This is a genomic window from Rothia sp. SD9660Na (genome assembly GCF_030064065.1).
GTDB lineage: Bacteria > Actinomycetota > Actinomycetes > Actinomycetales > Micrococcaceae > Rothia.
This window is the reverse complement of sequence record NZ_CP125946.1, coordinates 964,218-978,633: the sequence shown is the minus strand read 5'-3', so window position 1 is coordinate 978,633 and position 14,416 is coordinate 964,218. Positions and strand designations below refer to the sequence as shown.

Here is a 14,416-nt window from a genome sequence, read left to right as displayed (position 1 = left end):
GGCTACACCACCGCCTGCCGATGCTCAAACGTGAAATCCGTGGGGCTCCCGCACAGGGCGATAGCATCTACTCTCATGGTGGAATAGGGAGCCCGGTTTTCTGCTAACCAGGCGTAGGCCAGTTGTCGTAGCATCTGGCACTTCCGGGCAGTAATAGATTCAAGCGGGTGCCCGTAACCCGCACCAGAGCGGGTTTTCACCTCGATAAAGACCAGGGTTTGGTCGCTATCGCGCATAACTAAATCAAGTTCGCCGCTCCACCGCGGCCGCTCTTCTGTTCGTGCGGGTCGCCAGTTGCGAGCTAAGAGGGTATAGCCTTGCCGTTCTAAGACCGCCAGGGCAATATCTTCACCCCAGCGACCCACCTCTTTGGGCCGCAAGGACGCATGGGGCGAGGATGGTTGTAATGCGGGGTTCATGGGGCCTCCTTCAAGTATCAGGGTTAGCCCCATCATGACCTGTAGGGTCTGGTTCTACCTAGCTCCGCGCTGGCTGTGGATATCGCCCTTTCCCTATACCGCCAGGTCAGCACCAGATAGCTCCCATCTGCACGCCCATAAACGGTACAGCCATGACGCGACCATGACGCCCGGCGCGTCCTTATCCCCAGCTTGCTGCACCGGGCGTCCGCACTCCTCTACCCTCTTTAGACGAAAAACCCGCCCCTTCCCTCGCGGGAAGGAGGCGGGCTCACACGCTAGCTTTTAGGCCAAACCGGGGTCGAAATCACTCATGGTTGGCACGACCAGGTCTTCGGCGGCAGCGCGTTCTTCAACGTTAACATCACGCACCGAATATACCTTCACGTTTTTGACAAACCGAGACTGCCGGAAGATATCCCACACCCACACATCCTGCATCTCCACCTCAAAATACAGAGACCCGTCAGCAGTTCGCGGGGTCACCTGCACCTGGTTGGCCAGGTAAAAACGGCGGTCAGTCTCAACGATATAGGTAAAGAGCTCAGCTACATTCTTGTACTCTTCATACAGGGCTAGCTGGGCACCTGATTCGTAGCTCTCAAGATCCTCTTGGCTCATGCTTCTTCCTTCTCTCGTTCCACCATAGCCTGCTGGATTTGTGCCTCGGTAGCCGGCAACGACCAGCTCAGCCGGTGCAAAGGGGTGGGTCCCATCGTTTCTATCGCGGTGCGGTGGGCGCCCGACCCGTAGCCCTTATTTTTCGTCCAGCCGTAGCCGAGGTAGCGTACATCCAGCTCGTCCATGAGGGTATCGCGCTCTACCTTAGCCACCACCGAGGCTGCCGCGATAGAGGCGCAGCGGTAGTCACCCTTAATCTCCATCTGCACTGGCCCGAACCAGCCACCGGGTTCCCCCGCCAGACCTGCCCAGGCTTCAGTCACCAGCCCACGGTAGAGGGCGGTTGCCGGATCAAGGTCGGCAAAGAGGTCGGGCTCGGGAGCAGATAGCCAGTTATGTTTGCCGTCCAAGAGGACGGCGTCAGGGTAGGCTCCAGCCCTGGTCACCTGGGCAAGAGCCCGCTGCCCCGCTAAACGCAGGGCTGTGGTAATTCCCAGGGCATCGATTTCAGCCGGGCTAGCGTGCCCCACAGCGGTTACAGCCCACTGCTCTACCAGCGGGGCTATAGCCAGCCGCTTTTTCTCGGTCATAGCTTTGGAGTCGATCAGCCCCTCGACCGTCAGCTCAGCACCCGCCTCAATGACGGCAACGCCCACGCTAACCGGCCCAGCCAGCGGGCCGCGGCCTACCTCGTCCATGCCCGCTATCAGGGTCTTACCCGCTGCAAAAAGTTCGGTTTCGACTCTTAGGTCAGCGGACGCGGGTTCTTTAGCTGGCACGGTCTTACTCGGTATCGGGGACGTCGGCAAAGACATCGCTAGCCCCACCGACGAATGTGAAGTTAGACAGGGGCCAGGCAACCACGAAGACTTCGCCTACAACGTCGGCGTCGTTGATGAACTCGGTGCCGGTCTGGATATGGTAGCGGGAGTCAGCAGAGTTAGGGCGGTTATCGCCCATGACGAAGTAGGAGTTCTGGGGAACAATCACATCGAAGGGTAGCTCGGTGGGGCTGACACCGGGCTTGAGGTAGGTCTCGTCAATTTCTACGCCGTTAACGGTGATGCGGCCATCGGCGGTAGCCACGATGTGGTCACCGCCCACACCAATCACACGCTTGACCAGGTAGTTTGATGAGCTATCAGGCATAACCCCCACAAAGGCAAGCGCATCACGCACGGGGTTTGAACTGGTAGAGACAGGCATCCAGCCCTGGGTGTCCTTGAAGACCACGATGTCGCCGCGCTCGGCCTCGGTGAAGAGTCCACCTGCCACGTTCACAAAAACGCGGTCGTTGATTTGCAGGGTATCTTCCATGGAGCTAGAAGGAATATAAAATCCGCGAACCACAAAGGTTTTCAGCAGGAAGGCGATGAGCACCGCGTAGAGGATAATCAGGGCGTACTCTTTGACCGCGCTATTTTCGCGGCGGCGTTTACCGCCACGGGGCTTGTCGGTCGAGGCTGTGGTGGTGTCCTGTGCCGCCGCCTCAATGCTGTCTGAGTTCTTCTGCTGCTCCATGAGCCCGCACCCTTCTGCTGTGAACGTGTTTAGAGGATAGTTTAGTGGTTTTAGCTGGGAGCTTGACCAAAGCGGTAGGCCGGCCAGGCGATGAAGACCGGGGTGCCGATGATTTTCTCGGTGCGGATCATACCGCCGCCGGGCGCCCCTAGCAGGGCCCGGGAGTCAGCGGACGCCGAGCGGTGGTCACCCATCACCCACATGCGTCCTTCGGGTACCTGCACGCTAAAGCTCACCTCGCTGGCGCTATCGCCGGGGTAAAGGTAGGACTCTTCGGAAGGCTGCCCGTTGATGAGAAGATAGCCCTGGGCGTCGCAGCACTCGACGGTATCACCAGCTACCCCGATGACCCGCTTGATATAGACCGTATCTGAGCCCACCAGCCCCAGCCACTGCCCCATGGTTCTGAGCGGTTCCCGCACCCAGGGGCTGCCAGGCACATAGGGGGCAAAGGAGCCGGTACCGTCAAAAACGACCACATCGCCACGCTGGGGCTCGGTCGCTAGTTTTGAGACTAGAATGCGGTCCCCGGGCTCGTAGGTGGGTTCCATGGAGCTTGAGGGTATGTAGAACACATCAATCAGGAAGGAACGAACCAGTAGGAGCAGGGTGAAGGCCAGGGCTGCGGCGACAGCAACAAGGCGCCAGCCCTGTAGAAAGGGGTGGCGCCTTGCCTCAGAAGATTCGGCGTGTACGCCAGTCTCCATAAAACTGTTGAAACCTAAATGGCTTAGGCTTCGCGCTTCTCGCGGATACGAGCAGCCTTACCGTGACGGTCGCGCATGTAGTAGAGCTTTGCACGGCGGACGTCACCGCGGGTGACAACCTCGATCTTTTCGATGACGGGAGAGTGTACGGGGAAGGTACGCTCTACGCCTACACCGAAGGAAACCTTGCGGACGGTGAAGGTTTCGCGGACGCCAGCGCCCTGACGGCCAACAACGAAGCCCTTGAAGACCTGGACACGGCTGCGGTTACCTTCAACAATGTTGACGTGTACGTTCAGGGTGTCGCCGGGGCCGAACTCGGGGATGTCGGTGCGAAGTGACTTGTTATCAATGAAGTCAAGAGTCTGCATTGAGTTTCTCCGTGAATATCTCTGCCGCAGGTCAAACATATTCGGTGTATGTCGCAGGCAGTGTCTAGGGGTCACCGGGTGGTGCCAGACTGATGCTGTCTGCGATGAATTCTTGTCTCACCGGCGCTGAACGGTCAGAGCCGGTGGTTCACGCTGTTATAGGTCGCTCTTCCCCCTGCGGCAGGGGCGTGCCCAGCATGAACACAAAGAAAAATTATCCCACAGAAAACCCGCCTGCACCAGGGGTGCTGCGGCGGGCGTCCGCGTGTTGCTTGTGAGCTTACCTACTTTAGGTGCGCTACTGTGCCGGTTCGCTCTGAGCTGCCGCCTGGCGGGCAGCTTTCTGCTCGGTGTGCAGTTCCTGTAGGAGCTTGCGATCTTTCTTATCCCAGTTTTCAGCGGGGTAAGCCTTGACCATATCGGGGCGGCGGGTAAAGGTGCGCTTGATTTGTTCGTCGCGGCGCCAGCGGGCAATGGCTCCGTGGTTGCCTGAGAGCAGGACGGGCGGCACCTGCTGGTCACGCCAGGTAGCTGGCTTGGTGTAGACCGGATATTCCAGCAGACCACCGGTGTGAGATTCTTCGGCCAGGGACTCGGGGTTGCCCATCGCGCCAGGTATCAGGCGGGTAATGGCCTCAATCATCACCATCACGGCCACTTCACCCCCGTAGAGCACATAGTCGCCGATGGATACCGGCAGCACCCTAAATTCCTGCTCAGCCCAGTCCAGCACACGCTCGTCAATGCCTTCGTAGCGGGCTGGGGCGAATACGATGTGCTCTTCTTCTGCCAGGTCGTAGGCCATCTGCTGGTTAAAGACGGTGCCGGCAGGTGAGGGCACGATCAGCAGGGGTTTGCCCCCGTCCGCCCGTGCGGACGCCGGTGAGTTAGCCAGTGCCTGATCGAGGGCAAGGCCCCAGGGCTCGGGTTTCATCACCATGCCCGCTCCCCCTCCGTAGGGGGTATCGTCAACGGTTTTGTGCCGGTCGACAGCAAAGTCCCGCAGGTTGGTCAGGTGCAGGTCAACCTTGCCCGATTCGCGAGCCTTGCCCATGAGGGAGAGCTCTAGCGGGGCCAGGTATTCGGGGAAGATGGTGATGACGTCAAAGCGCATGAGGTTTAGCCCTGCTCGCTCTCGATGTCGGCTTCGTCGTCTTCATCGCTGTTGAGCTCGAGCAGGCCGGCGGGTGGGTCGATGATAATGTAGCCCTCCTCGGTATCGATGGCCGGGACGAGCTCTTCCACGAAGGGAATCATAACTTCTTCACCGTCTGCGGTGTTCTCCAGGACTAGCAGGTCCTGGGTGGGCATGGTCTGCAGGCCGGTGACGATGGCGATGGGTTCTTCGGGTAGATAGCCGTCTTTGATGTCGGCAGCCAGGTAGACGGGTAGATCGAGCAGTTCATGCTCGTAGTAGCCTTCATCATCACCGTCGGCTTCTGCTTCGCTAGCAGAGTCAAAGGTGAGGCGGGTGTCCCGCAAGTCTTCGGCCTGGTTGCGGTTGGTGACTTCTTCGAAGGCTACGACCAGGATTTTTTTGTTCCAGCGGGATTTTTTGACAGTGAGGGTGCCTGCGGGGGCGATGGTGCCTGCGGGGCTTGCGGGGTTGAAGTTTTCGATGTCGAGCACGGCCCCGGGAGCGAAGCGTTCTTCGGGGGCGTCGGTGAAGAGCTGGACGGTGACTTCGCCGCGGATGCCGTGGGGTTTGCCGATGCGGGCGACCTGTACCTGCACGCGTATCTCCTTGGGGGTAAAGGTGGTGTGGGGTTTGGGTCTAACTTTACCGGGTTTTGCGGACGCCGGTGGGTAGGTACAAGAAAGCCCCGTACCAGCGAGAGGCTAGCCCGGGGCTTGTGTAGTTAGTTTGTATGGGTGTTGTGTGCTGTTGCTTCTATACCGAAGGTAGCTGCAGCTTGAAGTTGGGCCGCTTTGCCGGTAAGGGGTTCTTCATCACGCGGGGTGTTTAGGCCGAGCTCAGCAGCGTGGGAGAGTAGCTCCCAGTATTCTTCGCTATGAAGGAGCATGTTTTCAGCGGAGGTGCTGGTCATTATTGGCCCTCTCTCCTGTTCTCATGGCGTGGAAAATTACCATGATGGTGTCGTTCTGAATTGGTTTGACGAGAACTTCGATAAGGTCTCGCGTGTAGGGGTCGGGGTGCCCAATATAGCGGTAGATTGGAGTTCTGAGGCCTAGGCCAGCAGGAGGTATGGCAAGGACGCGGACGCAGGCGGGCAGCTAGAAGCCCCACGCCAGCAAGTGCTGGTATGGGGCTATTATCTTTTTCTTCTCCTAGTTTTGTCTCTAGGCAAGAGAGGTCCGAGATAATTCCTTAACCCGTTCAGGAGTCAATTGACTCGCTGTTGGAACAAAGTTCTTTCGTTGAGCGTCTTTTTGGGAGGGGAAGGGAAGATAGAACTGACCTACTTGAATGAATTCATTAGTAGCAGGTGTTTCCTGATTATCGGTGTACTTATCTGCGTAGGGAATGTACTGATATTCAGGCACTTTTTTGACCAGCTCAGCGTCACAGGTGGGATAGGCCAGATATACGTTCCGTTTGGTTCTCAAGGCGTAGGTGGCCATCTGGTACTGGTCTCCCATCCCTGCCTTTTTGATACCAAGTTCGTTCGCCTTGTATTTGGCATCTATGTAGAAGGTTGACTCCCCGTAAGTTACAACTACATCAGGTCGCTTGCCTCCGTCAGCGGATTTCCACTCTTTTCCATCCCATTTGTAAAATACATGTACTAGTCGGGCTTCTTTCTGTCCTTTCGCGTCTGTATCTTCTACCTTATTGAACTGCTCTCGTACGAGCTGTTCCCAGAGACCATACATCGAGTACTTAAGGTTAGCAATAACACCAGGACCTTCCTGTTTACTCACCGTAGCATTGAACCTGGTCTGAAGAATAGCCCGAGCAAGCTCATAGCTCTTTCGCACGGCTAGAGACTCCTGTCTAGGAACCTTGTAGTGGGTTGCCTGAGCGATTAGTGCATGCCGTGAGGTAATAGTTACATCCCGAAGCTGGGCAGCGACAAGTAGGGCCTTAGTGTAGCTAGTCTTTTTACCTACAAGGTGGTGGTCTTTTAACTCAGGAACACAAAGTTCTGTAGCGGCTCTTATGACTTGCCAGATGTGGTTATCAGTAGTGAGCTCATCGAATTCGCACTCAATTTTCGGAGACCCTGTTATCGCCCGTCGGATCAGGCCCTCCGGAGTCATCCGCCCCTTGACCGTTGCTATCTCATCTGTATGAAGCACATACTGAGGACGCCGGTCACGTAGGGCTACTAGCGCTTCTTCGATAAACCGCATGTAGACAAATTTCTTCATGAACTTGCTGGAAGCAAACATAGCTGTACCAGCTGAACCGAAGTCTTTGGAAGTTGGAATCGGCTCGATTTTAACCTGGTAGGCGTCAAGCATAGCCCAGAGAGCCTCTGGCGCATTCATCGCCTGACCGCGCGCAGGTTTCAGCGGTTCATTGACGGCGTCTTTCGGTGCCGAGGTTACTGACCAGAGGGGTGATAGCCGCGATTCAGATTCTTCATCTGTTAGGTCAACTTGCTCATCAGCATCTGTGGTCACTGATTCTGCTGGGGCTTTTTCTACAAGGGTGGTTAGCAAGCTCACTATGTATGGGTCTGAGACGCCAATGATGTCTTGTTCATATAAGGTGTAGTGAGACTCCCAGGTGCTAGTGAAATCTTCCTGACTCAGGGTGTGGATTGTAGCTTTAGTGCTATCAGGGCGCCAAAGCTTGGGGAGGATGTGAAAAATGAGAGTCTGATATTCTTCAGAATCCGGTGTGGCAGGTGCCCGCAAGACGGTAAGCCCTACCCCATTACCTCTGCCACTGGCCTGAAACCAGCGTGTGGTTTCAGGCAAACGTGACTCAGTCTGAGCATTCATCGAACTAGCTTCCCTGTGGATTTTCGGGAGATTTCCCAGAATCACTTTCCGCTGGCTCTGGGTTTCCGCTAGCCTTGCCCGAGTTATTAGCTGAAACCTGTTCGACAATAACCTTTTGACCTAGCCCTTCACCTACATTCTTTAGCTTTAAATCCTGAATAGGTCGACTGAAGGGTTCTTCTGCTATAAGGTCTTCAAGATGGAAAATATAGAAAATTTCAGCTAGCTGCTTGAGGAGGTCACGGGCAATCTGCTGAGAAGTTTTTTTATTTTCATAGAAGTAAGAATGACCTAGCCTGGCATCAGGACCTACTTTTTTCTGTAACTTAATATTAGCCTGCGCGTACCAGCGAAAAAGTTCAGATAGTTCTGATTGTCTTTCTTTTTCAAATTCATTTTCAAGCTCTTCCAAGGTCTTCGGCTCCATAGTATGCCAAGTAAAGCGGCGACGAAGAGCTAAGTCGATGGTTCCCACAGAACGGTCCGTCGAATTCATTGTTCCAACAATGTAAAGGTTGTCAGGCACAGCTAAATATTCAAGGGCTCCCTCTTTGCCCTTTGCAGGTGGGTTCGCCTTTTCTGGCAGAGCATCAATAGCAGTTTGAAGACGAACAGTAGTAATTCCTAAAGATTTAGCTTCACCGCGAGTGAGCACTGCTCTTTTATAGGTATTGAGTTTTGCAACAGGAGCACGCTTACTTTCCTCAATTACCATGAGTAGATCACCGAATACTTTAGCGGTGTTAGCCCGGTTGATTTCATCAATGAACAGTAGGTAGTTGTTCTCAGGGTCTGCCGCGGCACGGTTGCACAGCTCCACAAAGATACCGGCCTCCCCCGAGAAGCCTCCACCCTTCTGGGGACGCAAACCTGACACAAAATCTTCATAGGAAGTGGAGGGATGAAAGACTACTGTTTCGCTACAATCTGGAGTAAAACCAAGATCTTTATTTTCTCCACTTACCTCAAAGAGCGATTTTTGATAATAGGTTTTTCCGCACCCCGCAACACCCTCTAAAATCGAATTAAGCTGAGCTATTTTAATCTTATTTTTCATAATTTCGCCCTGGACACCTTTTCTCGTTTTGCTAAACATTCCAGCCTCATTGAACTTATATTGCATTTCTTTTTTTATTGCCCAATCACCCGTCCCAAAGTGAACAATCACCTTGTCAAGATTTTCATTTTCATTAGTCAAAAATTCTGATAGTCTCTTAAAAGCATCCTCATCACTTAAATTTTCATCATCAAACTCTTCACCAAAGCAGCTTAAGAAATGCTTTACAAAAGTCCTAGGGGTTCTCGCTTTCGTAATTGCACTATTTCGACCAGGCTGCGATTTATCTAGCCTAAACTCTTCAAATTTTTTAAATAAATGATTTCCCTGATCTTGATATGTAACATAGATGTAGACACCTTTTTTTACACCAAGGTGAATATTCTTTAAAATGTCACTTAACGGCACCACCCCCTCATATTTCCGAACCCACTTATCTTTATATTTACCTTCGCCAAGCCATTCAATTTTATTCATAATTTCCTTTCAACAGTAAAAAGGCTCTATCCCAATGATAGCTGGGATAGAGCCTCTTACTTCAAGTATTCAGTTAGCGTCGTCGGTCGGTGTCGATGACGTCTACGCGCACATGGTCGCCGTCGTTGATGGCGTTGACCACGGTACGGATGCTCTTGGCGGTGCGGCCGGAGCGGCCAATCACACGGCCAAGGTCATCAGGGTTCACGCGAACCTCCAGAGTTTCGCCCCGGCGGCCAGTTTTGGCGCGCACCTGGACGTCGTCTGGGTTGTCGACGATACCCCGAACGAGGTGTTCGAGAGCGTCAGCCAACATGATTACTCAGCTGCTTCCTCAGAAGCTGCTTCTTCAGCAGCCTCTTCTGCGGGAGCTTCTTCAGCCTTGTCCTCGCCCTTGGGGGTGATTGCCTCGGGAAGGATGACCGAACCCTTTTCGGGAACAACGAACTCGGGCTTAGCGTCAACGGGCTTTACGGTTGACTCAGCCTTTTCGCCCTTGGCAGCAGCCAGGTCGCCGGTCAGCTTCAGCAGAGCAGCTACCTGCTCGGTGGGCTGGGCGCCAACTGACAGCCAGTACTGGGCACGCTCTGAGTTGATCTCGATGCGTGAGGGGTTCTCGGTCGGGTGGTAAATGCCGATTTCCTCGATAGCCTTACCGTCACGCTTGGTGCGTGAGTCAGCTACTACAACACGGTAGCGGGGATCGCGGATTTTACCGAAACGCTTCAGACGAATTTTAACAGCCACTGTAGTGGTTTCTCCTGTTTTCTATAACTGTTCGAGGTCAGGTGTCAGCTCGTGGGGCGGGCTTCGTCAAGACCTCTGCGGACACAATTTCTCCCGGATGAGAGGGGCCGGGAAAAATCGAGTACCCGTCAAGTATGCCAGCTCCGCCCCGCTTAATCTAGGGTTACGCTCTATGGAGTGAGCGTGTTGTGAGCAAGCTGACCGTTTTATTTCTTGAGCGCCTGCTTCCAGCTCACCGAGGTTCCACCGCGCATGATGTTGGCACGGTAGATGCGGGCGCCGAGCCGGGTGAGAAGGGCTGCTACTGCCAGGGTGAGGGCGAGGGCGAGTAGGGGTTCCCAGAGGGCTACGTCTTCGGTGAGCAGGCGGCGGGGCATGGCGATGGAGGATAGGACAGGCACAAAGGAGACGACCTTGAGCCAGGTTCCTGAGACGTAGATACCGGCAAAGAGGGCGGCGATGAGCACCATGGTGATGGGGTTGGAGAGATTGGCGATGTCTTCGGTGCGGGCTGCCATGGCACCGACAGCGGCCCAGATAGTGGCAATGGCTGCAAAACCGACGATGTAGAAGAGGGCGAACCAGCCGGCTGAGGGTAGGATCCAGCCGAATTCTGAGGCGCTTCCTGTGATTTGCATGCCGATGAGGCCGGCGACTGCGTAGGTGGCTACCTGCAGGATGGCGAGCACGATGTTGCCCACGATTTTTCCGGCGAGGAGTTGGCCGAGCGGTATGGCGGTGGCGATGATTTCGACGATGCGGTTTTGTTTTTCTTCGACCACGGAGTTGGCGATGGCTACGCCGAAGAGCACGGTGGTCATGTAGAAAATCATGGCGAAGACCATGGCGATGAGGAAGGCAAGCCCTGCATTGCTGTTGCCGGAGAGGACGCTGGTGCTCACCTGGGTTCCTGCGGCTAGGGCTTCGAGATCAACGCCTGCGGCAGCTGCGTTTTCGGCTGTAATGGTGGAGGTGATGACGGCACCCAGTTCAGTGACCAGGCTGTTATCGAGTGATGAGTCGAAGACGAGTTCCCAGCCCTGGTCGGTGGGGGCGAGGTAGGCGTCCGCGTCCCCGTCGGCTACGAGAGTGCGGGCGGCATCCGCGCTGTTAACCTGGGTGGCGGTATAGCTGGTTTCGTCGTCGCTCGCTGCATCGGCTGCGGCGACCAGGGAGCTTGCCCGGTCGTCGCTGGTGGCTACGGTGTAGTCGGTAGAACCGGAGCTGACAAAGTAGGGGATAAGGATTGCAGCCAGGATGATGACGAGGGAGAAGATGGTTCCGCCGATGAAGGATTTGTCGCGCAGCTTGACCATGATTTCGCGGGTGGCAACGATTTGCCAGGCGTTTTTAGGGGCGGTACTGGGGCGGGTGGGTGCGGTGTTCATTGGCCGGTGACCTTTCGGTAGATGTCGCCGAGGGTGGGGAGCTGACGGGAGAACTCGTGCATGTCGCGGTGGAGTCCGGTGCTCAGGATCTGATGGCGGACGCTGGCCAGGTCAGCGCCGGGGGCCAGTTCGAGGACGGCGTCGGTGCCGGAGACGTCAAGGACGTTCACCCCGGCCAGATCCCGGAGCCAGGCGGCATCCTCCCCACCACGGTAGAGGTAGCGGGGGGCGCCTGATTCGCGCAGTTCGGTGGCGCTGCCGCTGGCGCGGACGGTGCCTCCGTGCAGAATGACGACGCGGTCGCAGAGACGGTCGACCAGGTCAAGCTGGTGGGATGAGAAAAGGATGGGGACGCCATCACGCATGAGCTCGCGCATCATGGAGACCATGGTGTCTACGGCTTTAGGGTCAAGGCCGGAGAAGGGTTCGTCGAGGATTAGGGCCGTGGGCTGGTGCAGGATAGAGGCTACGATTTGCACCCGCTGCTGGTTGCCGAGGGAGAGGGATTCGAGCTTGTCGTTCAGGCGCTCCCCCAGCCCCAGTTCGGTGAGGTGGTCGGTAGCGATGGTGCGGGCGGTGCTAGCGCTCATACCGCGTAGCTGGCCCAGGTAGACGAGCTGGGCCAGGATAGCCTGCTTGGGGTAGAGGCCGCGTTCTTCGGGCATGTAGCCAAAACCCGCGCGGTCCTCAGCTGTGATGGCATGCCCGCCATAAAGCACCTGCCCTTCGGTAGGTTCGAGCAGACCCATAATCATGCGCATGGTGGTGGTCTTGCCAGCACCGTTTGCGCCAAGAAAACCGGTCATGGAGCCGGGTTCAACAGTAAAGCTCACCTTTTCTACGGCGGCTGTGACGGTGGGGCCGCTGCCGTAGACCTTGGTGAGGTCATGCACTTCTATGGTTCGGTCAGTCATGGGGCACTTCCTTTGGGTAGCTTGTACCTCAAGTCTAGGAAGGCTGTGAGCATAACAACTCCCCCGCCGGGTGGAGCCGGGCGGGGGAGTTGGTGGGCGGACGCTGAGAAGCTAGGTTGAGAATCTAGGCTAACCCTACTCGGTGGGCGAAGATGACGGCACGGACGCGGTCGCGACTGTGGGTCTTAGCCAGGATGTTCGATACGTGCGTCTTGACGGTTGCCGCCCCGAGGAAGAGTTTTTCTGCGATTTCTGCGTTGGTGAGGCCCTGGGCGAGAAGCTCTAGGGTTTCTTTCTCTCTGGGGGTGAGTGCGCCCAGGGCGAAGGCGTCCTCGGGGCTCAGCTCCTGGGCGGAGCGTGCTCCCCCGCTCTTTCCCGCCCCTAAGCTACCTGCCTGCGCGGCGGCGTCCTGTCCCTTGGTCTGCTCCACAAAACGGGCGATGAGTGGCAGGGTCATTTCGGGTGAGAGCAGAGCAAGACCCCCGGCAACCTTACGGATAGCAGTAACCAGCTCATCTGCATCTGAGGTTTTGAGCAGGAAACCGCTGGCGCCGGCTTGCAGGGCTGAGAAGAGGTAATCTTCGCGCTCAAAGGTCGTGAGAATAAGAACGGCTGTGCCCGGCAGCTGCTCGGTCAAGGCGGCAGTGGCGGTGATTCCGTCCATTACGGGCATTTGAACGTCCATGAGCACCACATCGGGGCGGACGCTTGCGGCAAGTTCCAGGGCTTCGGCTCCGTTGCGGGCCTGGCCGACCACCTCGATGTCGTCCTCCATGGAGAGAATGAGGGCGAAACCGGAGCGCACCATGTCTTGGTCGTCAGCTAACAGTACTTTGAGGGTCATGAGGCGCTCCTAGAGGTGTGGGTGTCGTGGGTTTCGTCAATGTCTATGGGGAAACGTACCTGCACCTTCCAGCCGGGGGCACCCTGCCTCCGGCCTGCCCAACAGGTACCGCCCAGGGCGGCGGCCCGTTCCCGGATGCCTTGCAGACCGTAGCCGTGGCGGCTGGGATCGGGTATATATTCTTGGCCCTCTCCTCGCTCTGGGCCGGTGACAGGGCCGTCATCGGTGACCTCTAATTCAGCCCAGTAAGCACCGGTGCTACCGCCGGTACGCAGAGCCAGCACCGCATTCTGGGCCGCTGAATGTTTACGCACATTGGTCAGGGCCTCTTGGGCCATGCGGTAGATAGAGAGCTGCGTTCCCTTCTGCAAGCCGGTTAGCCGGGCAAGGTCCTGTTCGCTGACCTGCACTTGGGTTGTCACACCTACCGTCGTCATATGCTCCACCAGGTCAAAGATTTCGGTCACCTGGGGCTCTTTGGCAGCCCCGCTCCCCTGCTCTGCTTCCCCGGCAGCCCGCATCACGCGAATCAGATTCTTCATCTCAGCAACCGAGGACCGGGCTAACTTTTCAATATTAGCCAGGGGCTCAGCCGCCAGCTCAGGCTTCTTTTCTAAAGCCCGGCGGGCAGCTGCCGCTTGGATCCCCATAGAAGAAACATGGTGGCCCACCGAGTCGTGGAGTTCCCTGGCGATGCGCAGGCGGTCGCGGGTCACGGCGTCCTGGGCCATCTGCTTAGCCTGCCGCTCTAGCTGCTGGGCCTGGGCCGCAAGGACGGTCCGCTGATAGGCCTGGTTCCAGGCGGTTCGCCCCATGAGGGCTGCGCACCCAAAGTAAAAGAGGTTTGTTACCGAAGCCATCACATATCCGGCAGTAGCCTGGCTCATCAGGCCACCGGAATACTCCTCGATACCCGCCATGCTGTAGGCCGAGTCGGTTACTACCCAGGCAATCACGATCCAGACGAGGGCAGCAGCACAGACCAGGGCATAGACAATCCAGGTCAAGGTGCGGTTCTTACCCCAGGCGATGCCGGCAAAGAGCACCGCAAAGTAGCAGAGCTGGTAGCTCAAGGTAGCTGACGCTATCTCAGACACATAGCTCAGAGCAAAGAAGAGCGCGGTGGACAGGAGCATCATGCTGAGCGGGTAGACGCGGCGGAAAATAAGCGGCAGCGTCATCGCCGAAGCGGCCCAGTAGGAGTGGTGAATCTGCTGAGCGTCATCCCCCAGAAAACCCGCGGAGTGGTAGGCGGTGTTCAGTAGCAGGGTTGCGGCGAGCACCACGAGCCAGACCAGCACATCCCGGCGCAAGGACGCCGCCGCCGGGGTGGGGCGCTCCCAGTCGGGGTCTATCTGTGAGAAGGAAAAACGGGTGGCTGTGTTCACCTGCTCACTGTATCAAGACCAGGGCACTGGCGGCTCCCCCGCGAGGCGGA

General features: G+C 56.7%; 17 protein-coding genes. All 17 read right to left on the bottom strand.

Going from position 1 to position 14,416, the window contains the following annotated elements:
* Window positions 1-2: 2 nt before the first annotated feature.
* Complete coding sequence (locus QM007_RS04695; RefSeq protein WP_283490774.1) at window positions 3-419, bottom strand: YraN family protein; 417 nt, start codon at window positions 417-419, stop codon at window positions 3-5.
* Between the two features lie 285 nt (window positions 420-704).
* Entirely contained in the window at window positions 705-1,040 is a 336-nt protein-coding gene (locus QM007_RS04690) for a DUF2469 family protein (protein ID WP_283490773.1), read from the bottom strand.
* Window positions 1,037-1,819, bottom strand: coding sequence for a ribonuclease HII (gene rnhB, locus QM007_RS04685; protein ID WP_283490772.1), 783 nt, complete (start codon window positions 1,817-1,819; stop codon window positions 1,037-1,039). Before rnhB ends, QM007_RS04690 begins: the two co-directional genes overlap by 4 nt.
* Window positions 1,820-1,823: 4 nt before the next feature.
* Window positions 1,824-2,561 carry a signal peptidase I gene (lepB, locus tag QM007_RS04680; protein ID WP_283490771.1) on the bottom strand — a complete coding sequence of 246 codons (738 nt, stop codon included), beginning with the start codon at window positions 2,559-2,561 and terminating at the stop codon, window positions 1,824-1,826.
* A gap of 50 nt (window positions 2,562-2,611) precedes the next feature.
* The gene (gene lepB / locus QM007_RS04675) at window positions 2,612-3,268 is read right to left on the bottom strand and encodes a signal peptidase I (protein ID WP_283490770.1); all 657 of its coding nucleotides are present in this window, start codon (window positions 3,266-3,268) and stop codon (window positions 2,612-2,614) included.
* A gap of 23 nt (window positions 3,269-3,291) precedes the next feature.
* Window positions 3,292-3,639 (bottom strand): 50S ribosomal protein L19, encoded by a 348-nt coding sequence (gene rplS / locus QM007_RS04670; protein WP_135011098.1) that lies wholly within the window; start codon window positions 3,637-3,639, stop codon window positions 3,292-3,294.
* Between the two features lie 298 nt (window positions 3,640-3,937).
* Window positions 3,938-4,753 carry a tRNA (guanosine(37)-N1)-methyltransferase TrmD gene (gene trmD, locus QM007_RS04665; protein ID WP_283490769.1) on the bottom strand — a complete coding sequence of 272 codons (816 nt, stop codon included), beginning with the start codon at window positions 4,751-4,753 and terminating at the stop codon, window positions 3,938-3,940.
* A 5-nt stretch (window positions 4,754-4,758) separates the two neighbouring features.
* Window positions 4,759-5,373, bottom strand: a complete 615-nt coding sequence (gene rimM / locus QM007_RS04660; protein ID WP_283490768.1) for a ribosome maturation factor RimM — start codon at window positions 5,371-5,373, stop codon at window positions 4,759-4,761.
* Between the two features lie 125 nt (window positions 5,374-5,498).
* Window positions 5,499-5,687, bottom strand: a complete 189-nt coding sequence (locus tag QM007_RS04655) for a hypothetical protein (RefSeq protein ID WP_283490767.1) — start codon at window positions 5,685-5,687, stop codon at window positions 5,499-5,501.
* 253 nt (window positions 5,688-5,940) lie between these two features.
* Window positions 5,941-7,551: a 5-methylcytosine restriction system specificity protein McrC gene (locus QM007_RS04650; protein ID WP_283490766.1), complete on the bottom strand. Its 1,611-nt coding sequence runs from the start codon at window positions 7,549-7,551 to the stop codon at window positions 5,941-5,943.
* Between the two features lie 4 nt (window positions 7,552-7,555).
* Window positions 7,556-9,085, bottom strand: coding sequence for an McrB family protein (locus tag QM007_RS04645; protein ID WP_283490765.1), 1,530 nt, complete (start codon window positions 9,083-9,085; stop codon window positions 7,556-7,558).
* 73 nt (window positions 9,086-9,158) lie between these two features.
* Window positions 9,159-9,401 carry an RNA-binding protein gene (locus tag QM007_RS04640; RefSeq protein ID WP_135011094.1) on the bottom strand — a complete coding sequence of 81 codons (243 nt, stop codon included), beginning with the start codon at window positions 9,399-9,401 and terminating at the stop codon, window positions 9,159-9,161.
* A 2-nt stretch (window positions 9,402-9,403) separates the two neighbouring features.
* A complete protein-coding gene (gene rpsP, locus QM007_RS04635) occupies window positions 9,404-9,832 on the bottom strand; it encodes a 30S ribosomal protein S16 (RefSeq protein WP_185174544.1) in 429 nt (142 codons plus the stop codon).
* Between the two features lie 206 nt (window positions 9,833-10,038).
* Complete coding sequence (locus QM007_RS04630; protein ID WP_283490764.1) at window positions 10,039-11,220, bottom strand: ABC transporter permease; 1,182 nt, start codon at window positions 11,218-11,220, stop codon at window positions 10,039-10,041.
* On the bottom strand, window positions 11,217-12,134 hold the full coding sequence (locus tag QM007_RS04625; protein WP_283490763.1) for an ABC transporter ATP-binding protein: 918 nt from the start codon (window positions 12,132-12,134) through the stop codon (window positions 11,217-11,219). The genes QM007_RS04630 and QM007_RS04625 overlap by 4 nt, the downstream gene beginning before the upstream one ends.
* 124 nt (window positions 12,135-12,258) lie before the next feature.
* On the bottom strand, window positions 12,259-12,978 hold the full coding sequence (locus QM007_RS04620) for a response regulator transcription factor (protein ID WP_283490762.1): 720 nt from the start codon (window positions 12,976-12,978) through the stop codon (window positions 12,259-12,261).
* A complete protein-coding gene (locus QM007_RS04615) occupies window positions 12,975-14,366 on the bottom strand; it encodes a sensor histidine kinase (protein ID WP_283490761.1) in 1,392 nt (463 codons plus the stop codon). Before QM007_RS04615 ends, QM007_RS04620 begins: the two co-directional genes overlap by 4 nt.
* Between the last annotated feature and the right edge of the window lie 50 nt (window positions 14,367-14,416).